The organism is Flavisolibacter ginsenosidimutans (assembly GCF_007970805.1).
GTDB lineage: Bacteria > Bacteroidota > Bacteroidia > Chitinophagales > Chitinophagaceae > Flavisolibacter > Flavisolibacter ginsenosidimutans.
The window spans coordinates 2,455,739-2,473,845 of record NZ_CP042433.1; the positions used below are offsets into that span (position 1 = coordinate 2,455,739).

21 protein-coding genes are annotated in these 18,107 nt (G+C 47.4%); 9 read left to right on the forward strand and 12 right to left on the reverse strand.

Annotated elements, in window-relative coordinates:
* Nucleotides 1-125 precede the first annotated feature (125 nt).
* Nucleotides 126-419, reverse strand: coding sequence for a hypothetical protein (locus tag FSB75_RS10115; RefSeq protein ID WP_146786520.1), 294 nt, complete (start codon nt 417-419; stop codon nt 126-128).
* Between the two features lie 94 nt (nt 420-513).
* Here FSB75_RS10115 and FSB75_RS10120 point away from each other — a divergent pair, with 94 nt between their 5' ends.
* Nucleotides 514-936, forward strand: coding sequence for a hypothetical protein (locus tag FSB75_RS10120; RefSeq protein ID WP_146786523.1), 423 nt, complete (start codon nt 514-516; stop codon nt 934-936).
* Between the two features lie 74 nt (nt 937-1,010).
* On the opposite strand, the gene rpsG is transcribed toward FSB75_RS10120, so the two are convergent.
* Nucleotides 1,011-1,478, reverse strand: coding sequence for a 30S ribosomal protein S7 (rpsG, locus tag FSB75_RS10125; RefSeq protein ID WP_146786526.1), 468 nt, complete (start codon nt 1,476-1,478; stop codon nt 1,011-1,013).
* Between the two features lie 86 nt (nt 1,479-1,564).
* Nucleotides 1,565-1,972, reverse strand: a complete 408-nt coding sequence (gene rpsL / locus FSB75_RS10130; protein WP_146786529.1) for a 30S ribosomal protein S12 — start codon at nt 1,970-1,972, stop codon at nt 1,565-1,567.
* Nucleotides 1,973-2,133: 161 nt separating this feature from the next.
* Between rpsL and FSB75_RS10135 the strand changes: the two genes are divergently transcribed.
* Nucleotides 2,134-2,952: an aminotransferase class IV gene (locus FSB75_RS10135; protein ID WP_146786532.1), complete on the forward strand. Its 819-nt coding sequence runs from the start codon at nt 2,134-2,136 to the stop codon at nt 2,950-2,952.
* A gap of 90 nt (nt 2,953-3,042) precedes the next feature.
* Here the strand turns inward: FSB75_RS10135 and FSB75_RS10140 are convergent, their stop codons facing one another.
* Nucleotides 3,043-3,267 (reverse strand): heavy-metal-associated domain-containing protein, encoded by a 225-nt coding sequence (locus FSB75_RS10140; protein ID WP_146786535.1) that lies wholly within the window; start codon nt 3,265-3,267, stop codon nt 3,043-3,045.
* Nucleotides 3,268-3,366: 99 nt separating this feature from the next.
* On the opposite strand from FSB75_RS10140, the gene FSB75_RS10145 reads away from it, so the two are divergent.
* Both FSB75_RS10145 and FSB75_RS10150 read left to right on the forward strand, forming a co-directional pair.
* On the forward strand, nt 3,367-3,951 hold the full coding sequence (locus FSB75_RS10145) for a hypothetical protein (protein ID WP_146786538.1): 585 nt from the start codon (nt 3,367-3,369) through the stop codon (nt 3,949-3,951).
* Between the two features lie 292 nt (nt 3,952-4,243).
* Entirely contained in the window at nt 4,244-4,699 is a 456-nt protein-coding gene (locus FSB75_RS10150) for an Hsp20/alpha crystallin family protein (protein WP_146786541.1), read from the forward strand.
* Between the two features lie 60 nt (nt 4,700-4,759).
* On the opposite strand, the gene FSB75_RS10155 is transcribed toward FSB75_RS10150, so the two are convergent.
* From FSB75_RS10155 to FSB75_RS10170, 4 genes are all read right to left on the reverse strand, one after another.
* Nucleotides 4,760-5,776, reverse strand: a complete 1,017-nt coding sequence (locus FSB75_RS10155; protein ID WP_146786544.1) for a glycosyltransferase family 9 protein — start codon at nt 5,774-5,776, stop codon at nt 4,760-4,762.
* A gap of 148 nt (nt 5,777-5,924) precedes the next feature.
* Nucleotides 5,925-7,172, reverse strand: coding sequence for an MFS transporter (locus FSB75_RS10160; RefSeq protein ID WP_146786547.1), 1,248 nt, complete (start codon nt 7,170-7,172; stop codon nt 5,925-5,927).
* Nucleotides 7,169-7,864 carry a DedA family protein gene (locus tag FSB75_RS10165; RefSeq protein ID WP_146786549.1) on the reverse strand — a complete coding sequence of 232 codons (696 nt, stop codon included), beginning with the start codon at nt 7,862-7,864 and terminating at the stop codon, nt 7,169-7,171. Before FSB75_RS10165 ends, FSB75_RS10160 begins: the two co-directional genes overlap by 4 nt.
* A 47-nt stretch (nt 7,865-7,911) precedes the next feature.
* Nucleotides 7,912-9,435 carry a dicarboxylate/amino acid:cation symporter gene (locus FSB75_RS10170; protein WP_146786552.1) on the reverse strand — a complete coding sequence of 508 codons (1,524 nt, stop codon included), beginning with the start codon at nt 9,433-9,435 and terminating at the stop codon, nt 7,912-7,914.
* A gap of 154 nt (nt 9,436-9,589) precedes the next feature.
* Here FSB75_RS10170 and FSB75_RS10175 point away from each other — a divergent pair, with 154 nt between their 5' ends.
* The 3 genes from FSB75_RS10175 (at nt 9,590) to FSB75_RS10185 (ending at nt 12,725) form a co-directional block, all read left to right on the forward strand.
* Complete coding sequence (locus FSB75_RS10175) at nt 9,590-11,239, forward strand: amino acid permease (RefSeq protein WP_146786556.1); 1,650 nt, start codon at nt 9,590-9,592, stop codon at nt 11,237-11,239.
* Nucleotides 11,240-11,523: 284 nt separating this feature from the next.
* Nucleotides 11,524-12,246 (forward strand): YebC/PmpR family DNA-binding transcriptional regulator, encoded by a 723-nt coding sequence (locus FSB75_RS10180; protein ID WP_146786559.1) that lies wholly within the window; start codon nt 11,524-11,526, stop codon nt 12,244-12,246.
* A 47-nt stretch (nt 12,247-12,293) separates the two neighbouring features.
* The gene (locus FSB75_RS10185) at nt 12,294-12,725 is read left to right on the forward strand and encodes a thiol-disulfide oxidoreductase DCC family protein (protein WP_227990902.1); all 432 of its coding nucleotides are present in this window, start codon (nt 12,294-12,296) and stop codon (nt 12,723-12,725) included.
* Here the strand turns inward: FSB75_RS10185 and FSB75_RS10190 are convergent.
* The 3 genes from FSB75_RS10190 to FSB75_RS10200 all read right to left on the reverse strand — a co-directional run bounded on the left by FSB75_RS10190 (nt 12,722) and on the right by FSB75_RS10200 (nt 16,350).
* Complete coding sequence (locus tag FSB75_RS10190) at nt 12,722-13,507, reverse strand: PhzF family phenazine biosynthesis protein (protein WP_146786562.1); 786 nt, start codon at nt 13,505-13,507, stop codon at nt 12,722-12,724. The two genes, FSB75_RS10185 and FSB75_RS10190, sit on opposite strands and share 4 nt — an antisense overlap.
* 134 nt (nt 13,508-13,641) lie before the next feature.
* Complete coding sequence (locus tag FSB75_RS10195; protein ID WP_146786565.1) at nt 13,642-13,842, reverse strand: dodecin family protein; 201 nt, start codon at nt 13,840-13,842, stop codon at nt 13,642-13,644.
* Nucleotides 13,843-13,959: 117 nt separating this feature from the next.
* Nucleotides 13,960-16,350, reverse strand: a complete 2,391-nt coding sequence (locus FSB75_RS10200; protein ID WP_146786569.1) for an alpha-ketoacid dehydrogenase subunit alpha/beta — start codon at nt 16,348-16,350, stop codon at nt 13,960-13,962.
* Nucleotides 16,351-16,569: 219 nt separating this feature from the next.
* Between FSB75_RS10200 and FSB75_RS10205 the strand changes: the two genes are divergently transcribed.
* Nucleotides 16,570-17,007, forward strand: coding sequence for a DUF1573 domain-containing protein (locus FSB75_RS10205; protein ID WP_146786572.1), 438 nt, complete (start codon nt 16,570-16,572; stop codon nt 17,005-17,007).
* Between the two features lie 4 nt (nt 17,008-17,011).
* Nucleotides 17,012-17,509, forward strand: a complete 498-nt coding sequence (locus FSB75_RS10210; RefSeq protein WP_146786575.1) for a DUF1573 domain-containing protein — start codon at nt 17,012-17,014, stop codon at nt 17,507-17,509.
* Between the two features lie 148 nt (nt 17,510-17,657).
* Here FSB75_RS10210 and FSB75_RS10215 read toward each other — a convergent pair whose 3' ends face one another.
* Nucleotides 17,658-18,095, reverse strand: coding sequence for a TspO/MBR family protein (locus FSB75_RS10215; protein WP_227990904.1), 438 nt, complete (start codon nt 18,093-18,095; stop codon nt 17,658-17,660).
* Nucleotides 18,096-18,107: the final 12 nt, after the last annotated feature.

Genomic DNA, 18,107 nt, shown 5'->3' on the forward strand with positions numbered 1-18,107 from the left:
AGGAAGGGGTCCGCAACAATTCACTCTTGCTATGTTCTTCAGCAATACAGTGAATCAAAATTTGCTGCGCACAATTTTTGCAAATACTTTATCATTCGTAATTTCAATACGAAATTTATTAACCCTTACTTAAACCCATTAAACATGGCAAAAGCAACAAAAAAAGCAGCCTCCAAAAAAAGTGCTGCAAAAAAAGGCGGCGCCTCTAAAAAAAGCGCAGCAAAAAAAACTTCGTCGAAAGGCGCTAGCAAAAAAGGAGCATCCTCCAAAGGCGCGGCAAAAAAAACCGCCTCTAAAAAAGGCGGCTCTAAAGCGTCTTCTAAATCCTCAACAAAAAAAGCAGCTTCGAAAAAGGGCGCAGCAAAAAAAGGTGGTTCCAAAGCCTCGTCCAAATCTTCAGCTAAAAAAGCAGCCTCCAAAAAAAGTGCTGCAAAAAAAGGCGGCGCCTCTAAAAAAAGCGCAGCAAAAAAAACTTCGTCGAAAGGCGCTAGCAAAAAAGGAGCGGCAAAAAAAATGTCCGTTAGCCGTAGCGGTTCTTCAAAAGCCGCTGGCAAGTCCGCATCAAAAGGTGGCGGCCGCAGCGCTTCCCGCAGTGGCGGCTCCTCCGCATCAAGGAGTAGTTCTTCATCAAGAGGTAATTCGTCTTCAAGAGGCGGTTCAGCGTCTAGGAGCATGACATCAGCCGGTAAAGCAAGCAGCAAAAGCACTTCCAGCAAGGGCGCACGTTCCTCCTCAGGCAACCGCTCGAGAAGTGGTCGCAGCACAAGTTCAGGTTCAATGACCGGAGGCATGATCGGCACACCTTATGAAGGTTCCGATATTTCGACGGGATCGCAAACTCCGGAAGGCGTTACCACACAAACTGACGTTTTTGACAGTGGCGTTGCCGGCGGTACCAACAACGGTGGCGAAGGCGAAGGCAATGCCCTTGCCTGATCGTAAACTCAGTATAAAGCACAAAAAAATATCCCGCCTAAAGCGGGATATTTTCCTTTATAAAAGTTCTTCAATTAGACTTTAAAGTGAGCGAAAGCCTTGTTCGCTTCGGCCATGCGGTGTGTGTCTTCTTTCTTTTTGAAAGCAGCGCCTTCACCTTTGGCAGCGGCCACTATCTCGTTGGCTAATTTATCGGCCATGCTGCGACCGTTTCTTTCGCGGCTGTAGCGGATAAGCCATTTCATGCTTAATGAAATTTTTCTATCCTGGCGAACCTCTGAAGGTATTTGGAATGTGGCACCACCAATACGACGGCTGCGAACTTCAACGGCAGGCGTTACGTTTTGCAAGGCTTTCTTCCAAATTTCATAACCTTCTTCACCGGTTGTTTTACTTACTCTTTCCAAAGCGTTGTAGAAGATATCAAAGGCAACGCTTTTCTTTCCTTCCCACATCAGGTTGTTTACAAAACGCGTTACCAGCTTATCGTTAAAACGAGGGTCTGGTGCTAAGGGAAGTTTTTTGGCTTGTGCTTTACGCATGAGATTTAATTTTTAAGCCGCCGCGGCAGCAAAATGTCTTCAAGTTTTAAAACTTTACTCTGTGCTGCGGCCGTTATGGTGAATGATTATTTTTTTCCTTTGGCAGGAGCGCCTTTTGCGCCGGCCTTTTCACGCTTGGTTCCGTATTTGGAACGGCTTTGCTTGCGGTCTTTTACACCGGCCGTATCCAATGAACCGCGAACGATGTGGTAGCGTACACCCGGCAAATCCTTCACACGGCCTCCGCGGATGAGCACGATGGAGTGCTCCTGCAGGTTGTGACCTTCACCCGGAATATAGGCGATGACTTCCACTTTATTGGTTAAACGCACCTTGGCAACTTTGCGAAGCGCTGAGTTTGGCTTCTTGGGAGTCGTTGTATAAACACGGGTACAAACACCGCGGCGCTGCGGGCAGGCATCCAACGCTCTTGACTTGCTCTTGGCGCGAATGATCTCTCTTCCTTTACGTACTAACTGTTGAATAGTAGGCATTACGTGACCTTAAATTTTGGCTGGCAAAAGTAGGGGAAACAATTTAGAATAAAAGAAAGGCCGGAAAGATTTTTCCGGATTTTAGAAATAATTTGGCAAAGCATCGAAGCAAAGCAACCGCGTCTTTTACCAAAAGGAAAGTCGCAAAAAAAAAGAAAAGAATGAAAACAAAACAGGTTTTCTTAAACGGCGATTTTATAGAAGAGCCGAAAGCGATGCTGCACTTTACCGATCTTTCGTTTCAGCGGGGCTACGGCATTTTTGATTTTTTCAGGCTGGTAGAAATGGAGCCGCTCTTTTTTGAAGAACATCTCGATCGCTTTTATTCATCCGCACAAAACATGCACCTGCAAGTTCCGGTGGATCGCGGCGAACTGGTGGATGTGATTCATCAATTAATTCAAAAGAACAGTCTTCCAAATTCGGGCATTCGCATAAGTTTAACAGGTGGTTATTCAACTGATGGTTTTAATCCCGGTAAACCCAACCTGATACTTTCTCAACATACATTTTCCACCCCTTCAGAGGAACAAAGAGAAAAAGGAATCCGGCTTCTCTCCCACTCTTATCAACGTCAGCTACCGCACGTGAAAACGATAGATTACCTGATGGCAATTTGGCTGCAACCGCTTAAAACACAAAACGGCGCCGATGATATCTTATACCACGCCAACTGGTTCATTACAGAATGCCCGCGCAGCAACTTTTTTCTGGTAACCGGCGACAATCGCATTGTTACGCCTGCAGAAAACATTTTACAGGGAATCACAAGAGCCAAGGTCATTGAACTCGCAAAAAAAACACACACCGTTGAAGTACGTCCCGTTCGTTGGGATGAAATTAAAACCGCGAAAGAAGCCTTTATCACCAGCACCACGAAACAGCTTCTTTCCGTAGCGCAGATTGATGAAAAAGTTTTCAGCGAACGAGAAATCAGCACAGATCTTTTGCAGCGGTTTCGCTCCGCATACCGGTGCTAATTTTTGGCAGGTGAAACGTGCAGCACACAGGCGGGCAATATTCTGCGGCCAAAGACAAAATCTATTGAAAAAAAATCACGGTTTCAAGCGTTAAACAGGCTTGGCCTCAGCTTTAAAGCCGGCATTGTGTATGTAGGTTTTAATTTCTTCTTCGCCCAGGTTTGAGCTGTCAATCTCCAGTGTATGATCCGGTTCGCGAAGGTGAACCTGCCAGTGTTCAATTTGCCCTTCTTGTTCGAGTTTGTCCAAATGAGGTTTGATTTGCGAAGCGCAGCCGATGCAATTGATGTTCGTTTTAAAAATGTACTTGCTCATAACCTTCGGTTTAAAACGTTATCGCCGCATTCCGGCCTCCGGCGAAAACAACCAGGAGCCTTCGGCACAAATTTTTAATAACTACCCTAAAGTTAAGTTATGGCAAACGAAAGAAATGCACCCGGCCGTGAAACTAATCCCGCCGCGAACAAGCTGGAACAACAATCATCGGTACCCAATGATTTACCCGATAGCCAAGAAGACCGCGAAAAATTACGATCGGACGAGACGATCATGGACCTGCCTGATGTAAAAGATATTCCCGGACAAGAATTTGTGCACGTTCCCAACATGGGCGAGATGGCCGATACTACTGCTGCATCTGCCGACGAGGAAGGAACAGGCATTGTGGGACTTGACGACAATGATAACCTTCAGCGAAACACCGATTTTGACGTACGCCCCGACGAACGCGAAGCCCTGCGCGACACAACCTACATGCCTACACGCGATGAAGACAACCTGCGGCGGGCACGCATGGACAACGCCGACTTTGAAGGCGAGCCGCTGAACGAAGAAAGTTTTGGCGAAGGGCAGGCGCTATCGGCCTCAGGTCTCGACATTCCCGGTGCTGCGGACGAAACCCGCACCGATGCCTTGGGACAAGGCGATGAAGAAAACAAAGATTACAGCTTAGAAGATACGGATAGAGACCAACCAGCCGAAAACAGAACGGGAGCATAAATTTCTTTAACGACGAAACGCAGGTAGCAGCATTCATTGCGGCAACTTGTTTTTTGCTGCGGCAATGAACCAATGGCCTGTCTAGCATTTAGCTTTCATTGCGTCCACTCGTGTACGCTTTGTTCGCTGTGCGGCGAAGACCTCAAATTGTTTTCGATCGTCTTGCAATTTTTGCAGTCAAATATGCCAAGGTTTACAAGAAACGCTGAAAAAATTTCAGCGTTTCTTGCTTTGGTATTGAACTTGAAAACAAGTTTTCTAAAATTATTTAACCCGTAAAAAGGAGGTCTGTATGTCACTAACAAAATGGAACAACAACCGCAACCAGCCTGCCCTGACAAACCTCTTTGATGATTTCTTCTCAAGAGATTTGTGGAACTGGGGAATGGCCAACAACTCTACTACCAACACCACCATTCCGGCCGTAAACATTCGCGAAACAGCAGAGAACCTTGAAGTCGAAATGGCCGCGCCAGGCATGAAGAAAGACGATTTTAAAATTGAATTAGACGGCAACAATCTCACCATTACCAGCGAAAGTGAAAAAGAAAACGACATGAAGGAAGGTGAACGCTACACCCGCCGCGAATTCAGTTACCAGTCTTTTCAGCGCACCTTCACACTGCCGAGAGACGTAGTGGACGTTGACCAAATCAACGCGAAATACGAAAACGGTGTGCTGCATTTGCTAATACCGAAAAAAGAAGAAGCAAAGCAAAAACCGCCGAGAACGATTGAAATCAAATAATGTGAACTGTGAAGGATCAGGCGTGAGACAACAAGACAATGCATCTTGGTCTCACGTTTTTTATTTTGCGCCGTTTCGCCCGAGGCGAAAGTTTACAAGGCGAACAATTTCATCAACATCTATTTCTTTCATGCATTTAAAATGACCCTGCGGACATTTGTTGCGGCCGATCTTGGTACAGGGCCTGCACCACAACTTGTGCACTTGTACATCGTCGTAGGGCGGCGGGTTCCGTTGCAAAAAATTCTTTCCATAATAAGGCACCATACCGAACGAAGGCGTGGTGCTTCCCCAAACCGCAATCACCTGTTTTTTTAGTGCGGCGGCAATGTGCATCAGGCCCGTGTCGTGGGCAATTACCAGCTTTGACTGGCGAACCAAATCGGCGCTTTCGTGCAAGGAGAATTTACCGCAGGCGTTGTACACTTTTATCGGGTCAACGGAAGCAATGGCCTCACCTTCTTTTGCGTCTTCTTTTCCGCCCACTAAAATGATGGGATGATTTATTTTTTGACAGAGTTCCTGCAGTTTGTAAACCGGTAATTTTTTGGTGTAAAACGAAGCGCCGATAACGATTGAGAGAAAGCCCGCATGGTGCGAATGCGGAATGTCATGCAAAGGGACTTTTGCACCTTCGGGAATGAAATAATCAAGGCCCTCGCCGTCGTTGCGCACACCAAAAGGCGCAACGGTTTCCATGTAACGATCCACGATGTGCACCTTGGGCATTACGTTCCACTTCAGCTTTACAAAAACAAGTTTGCGGAGATTGAGTTTGTTGAAAGAATAGGCCGGAACCTTCAGCGCATTTTTCACCCGGAGCGTTCGCAGGTTGTGGTGCAGGTCAATGACGTAATCAAACTTTTCCTCTTTAAGTTCTTCAATCATCGCGTCCCAGTCTTCCTGCAATACATGAAACTTGTCCACGTAAGGATTAGGCTCCATCACCGTTTTAAACTGTGGCTTTATCAGGTAGTGAATGACAGCATCCGGCACTTGTTTCTTCAAGCAACGAACTACAGGCGTGGTCAAAACAATATCGCCAATGGAAGAAAAACGAATGATGAGAAATTTCATAGAAATTGAATTACACCAATTGAAGGCACGAATTACACGAATTTTTGCGGAACAAATTACATGACTTCCCGCATCAAAGGCTGCCGTTAATAATTGTGCGATGTAAATCGAGAAATCAATTAGTGTAATTCCTGGAAATTCGGGGTCATCATTCTTCTACGTAATTTAAATCCTTACCAAAGGTTTCTTTTGTATAAATCACCGCTACCACGCCGATGGCCATGATGATGACACCCGTGATCCAGCCGGCCGTGCAATAATCGGTAACGCCGCGCAGGCCTTTAAAAAGCGGAAGGATTAAAACGGTTAACATGCCGCGTACCATGTTTGGAATGGTGGTAGCAGCGGTAGCCCGCAAATTCGTTCCAAACTGCTCCGCACCCATCGTTACAAAAATGGCCCAGAAGCCCGTGCCAAAGCCCAGTCCCGCGCAAATAAGGTACATGCGGGCAGCGCTGCCATTCCATTGCGCCGTAAAAAATAAAGCAATGAACAGCGCCGTGATGACGTAAAAAAGATAGAGCGCTTTTTTGCGGCTGCGAAACCACTGGCTGATGAAACCAACAAGAATATCGCCGATGGAAATGGCCACGTAAGCGTACATGACGGCCTTGCCCGGGTCTATTTTTTCGGCGACGTTCATCTTCTCGGCAAATTCACCAGAGAAAGTGACCAGGATGCCGATGACGTACCATGTGGGAAGGCCAATTAAAATGCCGAACAGGTAGCGTTTAAAGCGGTCGGCATTGGCAAAAAGCATGAAGAAATTTCCGCGCCGCACGTTCTGTTTTTTTACCTGGTGAAACATGCCCGACTCATAAACCGAGATGCGCAACAAGAGCAGCAGCAAACCCAAGCCGCCACCGATGAAATAACAAATACGCCAATTGAAATTTTCTTTGATTACAAAGGCTACGACAGCACCCGTTAAACCGATGCCTGCCACCAGCGAAGTGGCAATGCCGCGTTTTTCTTTCGGCGTGAGTTCCGAAACAAGCGTAATGCCCGCGCCCAGTTCACCGGCCAGTCCAAGACCTGCAATGAAACGGATGATCTCGTATTGCTCTACTGTTTTGGCAAAGCCATTGGCAATGTTTGCAAGTGAGTACAAAATGATAGAACCAAACAGTACACTGAGTCTTCCTCTTTTGTCGCCCATAATGCCCCAAATGATGCCGCCAATCAGCAGGCCGGCCATCTGCCACATGAGAATGCTTTCGCCGCCAGACGTGATTTGTTCTTTGTTTAAACCAAAAGATTGCAAACTGGGTACGCGAATGATGCTGAAAAGAAGCAAATCGTAAATGTCAACGAAGTAGCCCAGCGCCGCCACAATTACGGCAAGGCTGAAAATTCCCTGTGCGGGTTTGGTGGCAGGCAATTGGGCTTTCATCATTTCGCAGCGGAGTTGTTATCGTTAGCCGGAGCCGCCTTCTTCTTGGTAAAAAATAATTTGTAAAGAATGGGCAATGTGGTAATGAGGATGATGCCGATAGCAATGACGTCAATGTATTCGGTTAACGAAAAATGGAATCGCTCTTTTACCCAGGCCTCCAGAAAATAACCGCCCAACACCATGAGCGTTACCCAGGCAATGCTGCCCACAATGTTGTAAAAAATAAAGGTGGCACGGTTCATTTCTACAATGCCCGCCACGATGGGCGCAAAGGTTCGGATTATGGGCAGAAACTTGGCAAGAAAGATGGTGCCTTTGCCGTATTGCTCGTAAAAATCATGCGCCCTTGCCAAATGCTTTTTCTTAAAGTACCACGACTCTTTGCGGTGAAACAAAACCGGACCCGTTTTGCGGCCAAACCAATAACCCACCATGTTGCCCAAAAACGAAGCAATGATGATGAGCACGACCACGATGCTGTAATGCAGGTTGTAAAAAAGATCGGGGCGCATTTTTAAATAAATGCCTGCGGTAAAAAGCAGGGAGTCGCCGGGGAGAAAAAAACCGATAAACAAACCGGTTTCGGCAAACACCACAAACAGTAAAAAGAAGAAGCCGCCGTGGAGCATGATCCAGGTGACAAGATTGTTTAAAAATCCGTCTAAAAGCACGATATCCAAAAGATGTGTCATTCCGGTTTAGGATTTAATGTTTCAAGTTTAGCGTTTTGGTTTCTCTTTTATCCTACGCTTTCTTCCTGCATATTGTTTATTGCCAACTGGCTACTGCTCCCTTTCAACTCTCCTTCCCACTTGCTTACAACGCTTGTTGCCAGCGCATTTCCGAGTACGTTGGTCATGGTGCGGAACATGTCGCAAAAATGATCAATGGGCAAGATAAGTGCAACGCCGATGGGCGGGATGTTGAACATGGCACAGGTAGCCAAAACAACAACCAGCGAAGCCCGCGGCACACCTGCGATGCCTTTGCTTGTTAGCATCAACACGAGCAACATCACAATTTGTGTTTCAATGGGCATGTGCACCTGATAGGCCTGTGCAATGGCCAGCGATGCAAAGGTCATGTACATCATGCTACCGTCAAGATTAAAGGAATAACCAAGCGGCAGCACAAAGGAAACAATACGGTCGCGGCAGCCAAAGCGTTCCAGTTCTTCTGTAAGTTTTGGAAAAACGGCTTCGCTGCTGGTTGTGCTAAAGGCAACAAGCATCGGACTTCCAATTCGTTTCAGCAATTCCGGCATTCGCCTTTGCAACACCAGAAAGCCTACGCCAATTAAAACAACCCACAACACCGCAATGCCCAGGAGAAAGAAAGCGAAATATTTAAAGTAAAAATTAAAGATGCCAAGACCTTTTGTAGCCACGACTGCGGCAATAGCGCCAAAAACGCCAAGCGGCGCAAAGTTCATCACGTAATTCACCATTTTTAAAATGATGTGAGATGCGATTTCAAGGGCTTTGATCAACGGCTTTGTATAATCTCCGATAGCCGATGCGGCCACGCCAAAGAATACGGAGAAAACAACGAGTTGCAACATTTCGTTGTTGGCCATTGCCTCCACAAAACTTTTGGGTATGACGTGCTCCACAAAGTTTTGCGCGGAGAATGCTTTCTGCCCGCCTTTCAGAGCTTCTACACCAGCAACATCAGCTTGTGATAAAGAGATGTATTGGCCGGGCTGAAAATAATTCACGAGAATCATTCCGATGAACAAGGAAACAAGCGAAGCAGTGATAAACCAGAGAATGGCTTTGCCGCCCACACGTCCAACTGTTTTTAAATCGCCCAGCTTGGCGATGCCCACGACAAGCGTGGTAAACACCAGCGGCGAAATAATCATTTGCACCAGGCGAATGAAAATGGTGCTTAAGAGTTTGACGTAATCGGCAAAGGTTTTTTGCGCGGTGATTTCAGCGACGCCGTTTTTAGGAACGGCTTGAATGCTCTCTACTCTGTCAGCTGATTGCACGATGGTTTCTTTTCCTCCTACCGCAACCCGCACTGCGGGCACGCTGTCCTTTACTTTTCTGTATTGAGCCGAATCTTTCACCACAAAAAGCACCTGCGTGACAGTTCCTGAAGATGTGTTGATGCGCAACGTATCGGCTCCGGTATAGTCGGCTTTTGCCGTGTAGCTGATTTGGTGCCCGCCGCCAAAGCGGTTAAACAGGTAACCTGTAAGCACGCCCAGGATCATGGCCAGAAAGATGTACGTTGTGAGCCTGCTCTTTTTCTTCATACAGAAAGCCTTTCAAAATAAAGGGCCGAATATCGGTAAAAATTACTTCCGTAAAGTTTTACAAGAGGGCTTGGTTCGTGTAAAAGAATTGAATTCGCATTTGATTAATTGCTTTATTTTACGAGCTTAATAACCATCATTCTAAAACACACGTATGAGTCTATTTGTAAAGAAACCCTTGGCCGGTTTGTTGGCCGAAGCACAGGAAGAAGGAGGGCATTCATTAAAGAAAACGTTGGGCGTATGGGGATTGATTGCACTTGGAATTGGCGCCATCATTGGCGCCGGATTGTTTTCCATTACGGGTGGCGCGGCCGCTAACCAGGCGGGTCCTGCCATCACCATTTCATTTATCGTTGCGGCCCTTGGCTGCGCCTTCGCGGGTTTGTGTTATGCCGAATTTGCTTCCATGATTCCCGTGGCCGGCAGTGCTTATACTTATAGTTATGCAACAATGGGCGAGTTTATCGCATGGATCATTGGTTGGGATCTGGTTTTAGAATATGCCGTGGGTGCGGCAACGGTTAGCATCAGTTGGAGCCGTTACCTTGTAAAGTTTCTGAGCGGTTTTAATATCCATTTGCCGGCCTCGCTGGCTACAGGGCCCTGGGATGACGGCATGATTAACTTACCGGCAGTTTTTATTGTGGTGCTGGTTAGCTTGTTGCTAATTAAAGGAACAAAAGAGAGCGCCTTCGTTAACGGCATCATCGTGGCCTTGAAAATTGCGGTTGTGTTGATCTTCATTTTCCTGGGATGGAAGTACATAAACAAAACCAACTACAATCCCTACATCCCCGATAATACCGGAACCTTTGGTGAGTTTGGATTTAGCGGCATTATCCGTGCGGCCGCCATTGTATTCTTTGCCTATATCGGCTTTGATGCCGTAAGCACGGCCGCACAAGAGGCCAAAAATCCAAAGAAGGACATGCCTTGGGGAATCTTGGGTTCACTTGCCATTTGCACCATTCTTTACATTTTATTTGCCCACGTAATGACCGGCGTTACAAATTACACCTCCTTTAGAGGACAGGACGGCATAGCCCCTGTAGCTGTCGCTATTGACCACATGGGTTCTGCAAACGCGGCCGGTGTCGTTACCCCGGACTATCCGTGGTTAAACCGCGCCATCATCGTGGCGATTCTTGCGGGCTACTCTTCGGTTATTTTGGTGATGCTCATGGGACAAAGCCGCGTGTTTTACAGCATGAGCCGCGACGGTTTGCTGCCGAAAGTCTTTTCCGAAGTGCATCCAAAATTCAGAACACCTTTCAAGAGCAACTTTATGTTTATGCTCTTTGTAAGCCTGTTTGCAGCCTTTGTGCCGGCACGGGTAGTTGGGGAGATGACGAGCATCGGAACGTTGTTCGCCTTTATTCTTGTTTGCATCGGCGTAATGGTTTTGCGCAAAAACGAACCGAACGCACCGCGGGCTTTTAAAACACCGCTGGTTCCGCTCGTTCCCATTCTTGGCATTTTCACTTGTTTGTTCATGATGGTGTTTCTGCCGCTGGATACTTGGATCCGGCTGCTTGTGTGGATGATCATCGGCTTTGATGTTTATGCCTGGTACGGTATGCGCAAGAGCGTTCTTTCGGGACATGATACCGCTTCTTATGGCCGCAGCAACCGCATTATCGGGTTAACCGGTTTGGCGCTCGTGGTGTTGTTGGCCGGTGTAGCCTTTGTCCATCACACCACGGTTAAAGAAGGCGGCAGCGACACGGGCCTTTTTTACTTCTCGTTGATTTTTGCAGCCCTTCACCTGGTGCTTTATGCCATGCGGCTCAATAAAAAATAAATGCGGTTTTTAAATTAGAAAAGCAGCTCCGCCAGGGAGTTGCTTTTTTTTAGTGGCTAATAGTACATTTGCGCGGCTTCAGCCGCGGAGAACAAGAGAGACAGGGAGGTTGTTTTATGTTGCATAGCGATGCGAACGCACAAGAGTGCGACGCAACAGTAGTTGACAGTAGCAGTACAGTTACGTACAAAGAGAATGTTGAAGGGGTGATTGAGCAACATTGAAGGAAGAAGCAGAAACGCACTAAAAATCTGAAATCGTAAATCGTAAATCAGGAATAATTTATGGGTCGCATATTTGAAGTTAGAAAGAGCACCATGTTTGCCCGGTGGGACCGGATGGCCAAACAATTTACCCGCGTGGGAAAAGAGATTGTGATTGCCGTAAAAGCCGGCGGCCCCGACCCCGCCACCAACCCGGCCTTGCGCCGCGCCATGCAAAACGGCAAGGCGGTGAACATGCCGAAAGACCGCGTGGAAGCGGCCATTAAGAGAGCACAGGGCAAAGACACTTCCAGCTACGAAGAAATCTTGTATGAAGGCTATGCGCCGCACGGCGTGGCCGTGTTGGTAGAAACGGCAACCGATAACCACGTTCGCACAGTAGCCAACGTGAAATCCATTTTCAACAAAGGCGACGGCGCCCTGGGCAACAGCGGCAGCGTGGCTTTTCAGTTTAAGAAAATGGGCGTGTTTCGTTTAAAGCCTGAGGGCTTGAACACTGAAGAAATGGAATTTGAATTGATTGACCACGGCCTGGAAGAAATGGGCGAAGGCACGGGTGAAAACGGCGAAGATGTTTTGGTGTTGCGTTGCGCTTTTACCGATTTTGGCGCCATGCAAAAAGCCCTGGAAGAAAAAGGCATTACACCACTGAGTGCCGAAGTAGAATGGATACCAACGACAACAGTTTCGTTAAGCGAAGAACAGGCGCAGGACGTATTAAAGCTGGTGGACAAATTAGAGCAGGACGAAGACGTGCAGAAGGTATTTCATAACCTGGCGTAAAAAGATGACAGTGGAATCTGCAAGTAATTTTAGGCATTCAAGGTTGAATGCCTTTTTTATTGCCAGAAATGAGTGATGAACTAAGTTATCCTGTTATTCTCTTTGACGGTGTTTGCAACTTCTGCAACGCCGGTATAAACTTCATCATGAGGCAGGATAAAAATAAAGTCTTCCGCTTTGCGGCCTTACAATCAGAAGCGGGCCAAAAATTATTGGCGCAATACAACCTTCCAAGGAAAGAATTTGAATCCTTCGTTTTAATTGACGAAGGAAAAGTTTATCAAAAATCATCCGCCGGATTAAAGGTTTATGGAAAGTTGCCCTGGTACTGGAAGTGGACACAAGTTTTTTGGCTGGCGCCAAAATTCATTCGTAATGTCGTGTATGATTTTATTGCAAAGAACCGTTATCGATGGTTTGGCAAAAAGGAACAGTGCATGATACCCATGCAAGAAGTGAGAAATCGTTTCCTCGCTTAAACGAAAATATCTCCTTGCAAGTACAACATACACTTCCCACTCATCAACACACGATCACCAATGAGTTCGCATTGAAGGTCGCCGCCGCGTGCCGAAAGCTGTTGGCAGAACAATTTCGTCTTGCCCAACTTCTCCGTCCAATACGGAACAATGTTGGAATGCGCCGAACCCGTCACGGGATCTTCAGGAATGCCTGCACCAGGATAAAAGCATCTTGAAACAACATCGGCTTCGTGACCTTTTGCCGTTACAATCACACCAATCGTGTCCAGTTCTTTCATGAGCGTGTAATCAGGTTCTACATTTCGCACGGCTTCTTCATTTGGCAACACCACAAAATAATCGCGAGAACGAAGCACTTCCACGGCGTTGCTGATACCAAGGCTTGCAAACAATTTGTCCGGCACTTCGCAGGCTTGCGGCATACGCGAAGGAAAGTCAAGCGTGTACATCCCGTCTTTTGCAGAAGCTTTTAAAACGCCGGCTTTTTGCGTAGAAAAATTTATCTCTACCGCATGTGGCTCTACAAAATTTTTAATGACGTAAGCCGAAGCAAGCGTAGCGTGGCCGCATAAATCAATTTCGTATTCGGGTGTAAACCAGCGCAAGTGATAACCTTCGTCCGTCTTTACAAAGAAAGCCGTTTCGCTCAAATTATTCTCTGCGGCAATTTGCTGCATTAATTCGTCCTCGAGCCATTCTTCGAGCGGAACAACCGCGGCGGGGTTGCCTTTAAAAACAGTTTCGGCGAAGGCATCAACCTGGTAAATAGCAAGCTTCATGTAACAAACGGTTTAAGCGGCAAATTAAAAAGAAGAAGCCAACGCCGGTAAAGGAAAATCATTTGCCTGCGTCAATGCGGGCTGCTAATAAAAAATCCCCCCAAAGCGGGATGCAATCAACCAAACGATTGCAATCATTCCAGGCGGAAGGAAATTTTGCAAACAATCCCGAAGGTTGTAACCTGATTGTCCTTAACGTGGGCCTTGATGTCCTTTACCCATACGGAATCAATGTTGCGAACGGTTTTAGCCGCTTCGGCAACGGCGTTTCGCACGGCGTCGTCAATGCTTTTTTCGGACGTGGCAATCACTTCAATGACTTTTACAATTGGCATGGCGAATGGTTTTGGTGAAGAATAAATTGCAACAGTAATTTACACTTATCTTTTTGCAAAACATGCATTCATTCGCGGTTTCTAACAACCGCAAAAATGCCAACCGGATTCCGGCGGCTACTCCGCCATCATTTGCTTAACAACGGCTTCAATCTCTTCCGCATTGGGCTTGCTGAAATAATCGCCGTCGCTGCCGTATGGCGGACGGTGTGCTTTGGCAGAGATGGTCCGCGGGGCTACGTCCAAATAACGATAACCGCCCTGCACTTCCATTACTTGTTGGAACATGTAAGCCGTGGCGCCGCCCGGCACGTCTTCGTCAATAAAGACAATGCGGTTCGTCTTTTTGAGGGAGTCTAAAATTTTGAGATGAATGTCAAAAGGCAGCAGCGTTTGCACGTCCACCACTTCACAATGAATGTTTCTTTTCTCCAGCAATTGCGCAGCTTCCATCACAACGCGAAGCGTAGAACCATAGGTAACGACGGTTACGTCGCTTCCTTCTTTCACAATTTCCGGTGTGCCCAGCGGAACGGTAAAGTCCAAAAGATTTGACGGTAATTTTTCCTTCAACCGGTAGCCGTTCAGGCATTCAATCACAATGGCCGGATCGTTGCCTTGCAGCAGCGTGTTGTACAAACCCGCAGCCTGCACCATGTTTCGCGGAACGCAAACCCACATGCCGCGCAAAGAGTTTATCACCATTCCCATTGGCGAACCGCTGTGCCAGATGCCTTCCAGCCGGTGGCCCCTTGTACGCACAATGATTGGACAGCTTTGCTGCCCTTTGGTGCGGTAATGAAGCGTGGCAGCGTCGTCACTCAGGGGTTCCAAACCGTAGAGCAAGTAATCGAGGTACTGAATTTCGGCAATGGGCCGCAAGCCCCGCATGGCAAGGCCTATACCCTGTCCCATGATGGTAAGTTCGCGAATGCCGGTGTCAAAAATTCTGTCTTCGCCGTGCTTTGCCTGCAAGCCGGAAAAGCCCTGGTTTACATCGCCGATGAAGCCCAAATCTTCGCCAAAAGCCAGCACTTTTGGATTGGCCGCAAACAGTTTATCGAAGTAACGGTTGAGCACTTCAAAGCCGTTCATCGTTGGCGCATCGGCAGCGTATTGAACCTTTGTTTCCGGAATCTTCAACGTACTCTTTGAGCCTTCGTTGTATAAATGTGAGTTGTAAAGCTCTTTGGCTTCCTTGAGCAGGTCGTTGTAAAAATCGTTCAGCCAATAAGCCGTATCGCGATTGGCAACAGTGTTTAAAGCTGCGCTTAAAACACGCATCACATCGCGGCGCAGCGGCTCACGGATGCTTTGAAGTTCTTTCACCAAAGCATTGATGCTGTTCGCAGACGCCGCGTCTTTTGATGCTACGTCATTCATCAATTCAACGGCCTTCGTCACTTGCTGTTTGATGGGCAACAAGTAAGCTTCCCAAGCTTTCAAGCGGCTTTGGCGCACGCTGTTCTTTGCTTCGGCTTCAATGTCGTCCAGTTCTTCTTCCTCTGCCAAAACGTTGGACAAAATCCACTCCCGCATTTTTTTCAGGCAGTCCCATTCCCGCTCCCAGGACAGGCGTTCCGCGGTCTTGTACCGTTCGTGGCTGCCCGAAGTAGAATGGCCTTGCGGCTGCGTAATTTCTTCAACGTGAAAAAGAGCCGGCGTATGGGTTTCTCTTGCCAAACGAATTCCTTCTTCAAAGGCTTCGCACATGCCGGCGTAGTCCCAGCCTTTCACTTTGTAGATGTTGAAGCCGTTGGTGTCGTCTTCTTTTTGAAATCCTTTGAGGGCTTCGGAAATAGAACCTTTGGTGGTTTGGTATTTTTTGGGGACGGAAATGCCGTAGCCGTCGTCCCATACAAATACGGCCATGGGCACTTGTAGCACACCAGCCGCATTGATGCTTTCCCAAAAATGCCCTTCAGAAGTAGAAGCATCGCCGATGGTAACAAAGCAAACTTCGTTGCCGTTGTTTGACAAATCAGAAAACTGTTTTAGCGCAGGAATGTTGCGGAAACTTTTCGAGGCAAAGGCCAGCCCAAGGCCACGCGGCATTTGACCGGCGGTTGGCGCAATGTCGGCGGTAATGTTTTTTCGCTCGGCCAAAGGCAGCCAATCACCGTTTTCATTAACAAAAGGCGTGGCAAAATGCGACACCATCTGGCGACCCGCACTGAAAGGATCGTGTGAAAGATCAGGATCGGCATAAAGCTGGGCGAAGAATTGCTCAACAGTTGCCAGTTCGGTGGCAAAAGCAAAGGTTTGGTCACGGTAATAACCCGAACGAAAATCGCCGGGCTGAAAGAACTTGGCCATCGCCACCTGCGCCAGCTCTTTGCCGTCGCCAAAGATGCCGAACTTGGCCTTGCCGGTTAACACTTCTTTGCGGCCAAGCAAGCCGGCTTCGCGGCTCAGGCAGGCAATGCGGTAATCCTGCAATACTTCGGCCCGAAAGTTTTCAAACGACAACCGTTCCAGCGAACTGCTTTGCATCGTCAGATTTTCCATGCGGCGAAAATAAGATATTGGGATAATGGGATATTATGACATTACGCTGTTTATTTACGCACGAGTGATCCACAAAGTGAAGAACAACTCACCCTTTAAAGTCAATGCCGCAATATCATCTCCATTATCCCTTCCTCCCCGCCGTTAAAAAAAGCCAAATTGTCGGCCGGTATTCGTTTTACGCCATCTTTCTTTTATTTTTGGGCAGAACCTTTTGTTATGAAAAAAATCTTCGCCTTTTTGTTTGTGCTGGTTGCTTTTGGTACAGTTCACGCACAAACCGCCGCTTCTGCCGATGTGCTGCGTGTGAAAGAAGAAGAGTTTGATTTTGGCACCATCCCACAGGGAAAACCCGTTTACCATTTTTTTAAAATTGAGAACAATGGACTTGTTCCCCTAAAGCTCGACAACGTGCAGGCTTCCTGCGGTTGCACCACGCCGGAATGGAACAAGGAAGCCATCGCTGCCGGTGGTGCCGACCAGATTAAAGTAGGTTACAACGCCGCAGCAGAAGGGCCGTTCACAAAAATTATTACCGTCACATACAACGGGAACACCACAAAACAAATCAGAATAAAGGGAACGGTTTGGAAAGCGCCTGCGGGGTCTGCTCCAGCCAATACCGCTGTTGGCTTTTTAAAAAATCAAATGCAATAAAACAATGAAAAAACTCTTCTTCTTCGCCGCCGCTCTGGTTGCCGGCATTGGCGCCATCGCTCAACAAAAAACCGACGAGGTTGTCAAACTTAGCTCCGACAAGTACGACTTCGGAAAAATCAAGCAGGGCGTTCCGGTTACGACCTACTTTACCATCACCAACATTTCTGACAAGCCCGTTGTGATTGAATCGGCAACAGCCGGTTGTGGTTGCACCACGCCGGAATATTCCAAAGAGCCCATCCCCGCCGGTGGAACCAGCAAGCTGAAAGTTGGTTACAACGCGGCCAACATCGGACCTTTCACCAAACCTGTAACGGTTAAGCTGGCCGGTGTAAGCGATACAAAGCAAGTGCTGATTACCGGTGAAGTACAAGACGCCGCAACCTTTGATGCAACGGCAAAAACAGAAGCCGCCAAGCCTACTCCCGCTGCCGCTTCCACGGTAACAGAGGTAAAAACGAAAACAAAAGTCAAAACGACGAAGAAAGCTTCTAAATAAATTTTGAATCCCTCGCCAAAAGCGGGGGATTTTTTTGTCGGTTTGTTTGCTTTCTAAAAAAAACTTGCTCTCAGCCTGAAAAACGAACAAGGGTAGAATCCCTTTCCTGTAAAGAAGTTTCTCCGCCTCTTTATCACCGGCTATCCACTTAGCGGTTCAATTGATAAATTGCAAAGTTTAAGGTTGCCGCAAAGCTTACCCAACTAATGTATGGCACCAACAACCAAGCGGCTGTTTTGCTGAATTTTGCAAATGAAAAGATGGTCAGCAAAATCAGCAGCCATAAAACAACAATGTCAACCAGCGCCAGGGCTATGCGGTGCTGACTAAAAAAGATGAAAGACCACAAAAAGTTCAACACCAACTGCAAACTCCACAAAATGATCGCTCCCCTTTTTCCCGGTGCATTTTGTTTCCAAACCAGGTACAAGGCAATTCCCATTAAAATGTAAAGTACTGTCCAAACCGGGGCAAAAAGCCAGTTGGGCGGTTGCCACGCAGGTTTTTGAATCGTTGTGAACCAGCGGTCAATTCCGGCTTGAGTAAACAATGCCGCAATGCCGCCCACCGAAAGCGGCAACGCCAAACTAAAAACAAG

What these genes read in the sequence shown, in the direction of transcription:
- FSB75_RS10145 (WP_146786538.1), top strand. Translation starts at nt 3,367, where the DNA reads ATGGCAAACGAAAGAAATGCACCCGGCCGTGAAACTAATCCCGCCGCG.
- FSB75_RS10120 (WP_146786523.1), top strand. Translation starts at nt 514, where the DNA reads ATGTCCGTTAGCCGTAGCGGTTCTTCAAAAGCCGCTGGCAAGTCCGCA.
- FSB75_RS10200 (WP_146786569.1), bottom strand. Translation starts at nt 16,350, where the DNA reads ATGGAAAATCTGACGATGCAAAGCAGTTCGCTGGAACGGTTGTCGTTT.
- rpsG (WP_146786526.1), bottom strand. Translation starts at nt 1,478, where the DNA reads ATGCGTAAAGCACAAGCCAAAAAACTTCCCTTAGCACCAGACCCTCGT.
- FSB75_RS10195 (WP_146786565.1), bottom strand. Translation starts at nt 13,842, where the DNA reads ATGCCAATTGTAAAAGTCATTGAAGTGATTGCCACGTCCGAAAAAAGC.
- FSB75_RS10155 (WP_146786544.1), bottom strand. Translation starts at nt 5,776, where the DNA reads ATGAAATTTCTCATCATTCGTTTTTCTTCCATTGGCGATATTGTTTTG.
- FSB75_RS10135 (WP_146786532.1), top strand. Translation starts at nt 2,134, where the DNA reads ATGAAAACAAAACAGGTTTTCTTAAACGGCGATTTTATAGAAGAGCCG.
- FSB75_RS10190 (WP_146786562.1), bottom strand. Translation starts at nt 13,507, where the DNA reads ATGAAGCTTGCTATTTACCAGGTTGATGCCTTCGCCGAAACTGTTTTT.
- FSB75_RS10165 (WP_146786549.1), bottom strand. Translation starts at nt 7,864, where the DNA reads ATGACACATCTTTTGGATATCGTGCTTTTAGACGGATTTTTAAACAAT.
- FSB75_RS10140 (WP_146786535.1), bottom strand. Translation starts at nt 3,267, where the DNA reads ATGAGCAAGTACATTTTTAAAACGAACATCAATTGCATCGGCTGCGCT.
- FSB75_RS10205 (WP_146786572.1), top strand. Translation starts at nt 16,570, where the DNA reads ATGAAAAAAATCTTCGCCTTTTTGTTTGTGCTGGTTGCTTTTGGTACA.
- rpsL (WP_146786529.1), bottom strand. Translation starts at nt 1,972, where the DNA reads ATGCCTACTATTCAACAGTTAGTACGTAAAGGAAGAGAGATCATTCGC.
- FSB75_RS10180 (WP_146786559.1), top strand. Translation starts at nt 11,524, where the DNA reads ATGGGTCGCATATTTGAAGTTAGAAAGAGCACCATGTTTGCCCGGTGG.
- FSB75_RS10210 (WP_146786575.1), top strand. Translation starts at nt 17,012, where the DNA reads ATGAAAAAACTCTTCTTCTTCGCCGCCGCTCTGGTTGCCGGCATTGGC.
- FSB75_RS10175 (WP_146786556.1), top strand. Translation starts at nt 9,590, where the DNA reads ATGAGTCTATTTGTAAAGAAACCCTTGGCCGGTTTGTTGGCCGAAGCA.
- FSB75_RS10170 (WP_146786552.1), bottom strand. Translation starts at nt 9,435, where the DNA reads ATGAAGAAAAAGAGCAGGCTCACAACGTACATCTTTCTGGCCATGATC.
- FSB75_RS10185 (WP_227990902.1), top strand. Translation starts at nt 12,294, where the DNA reads ATGCCTTTTTTATTGCCAGAAATGAGTGATGAACTAAGTTATCCTGTT.
- FSB75_RS10160 (WP_146786547.1), bottom strand. Translation starts at nt 7,172, where the DNA reads ATGATGAAAGCCCAATTGCCTGCCACCAAACCCGCACAGGGAATTTTC.
- FSB75_RS10150 (WP_146786541.1), top strand. Translation starts at nt 4,244, where the DNA reads ATGTCACTAACAAAATGGAACAACAACCGCAACCAGCCTGCCCTGACA.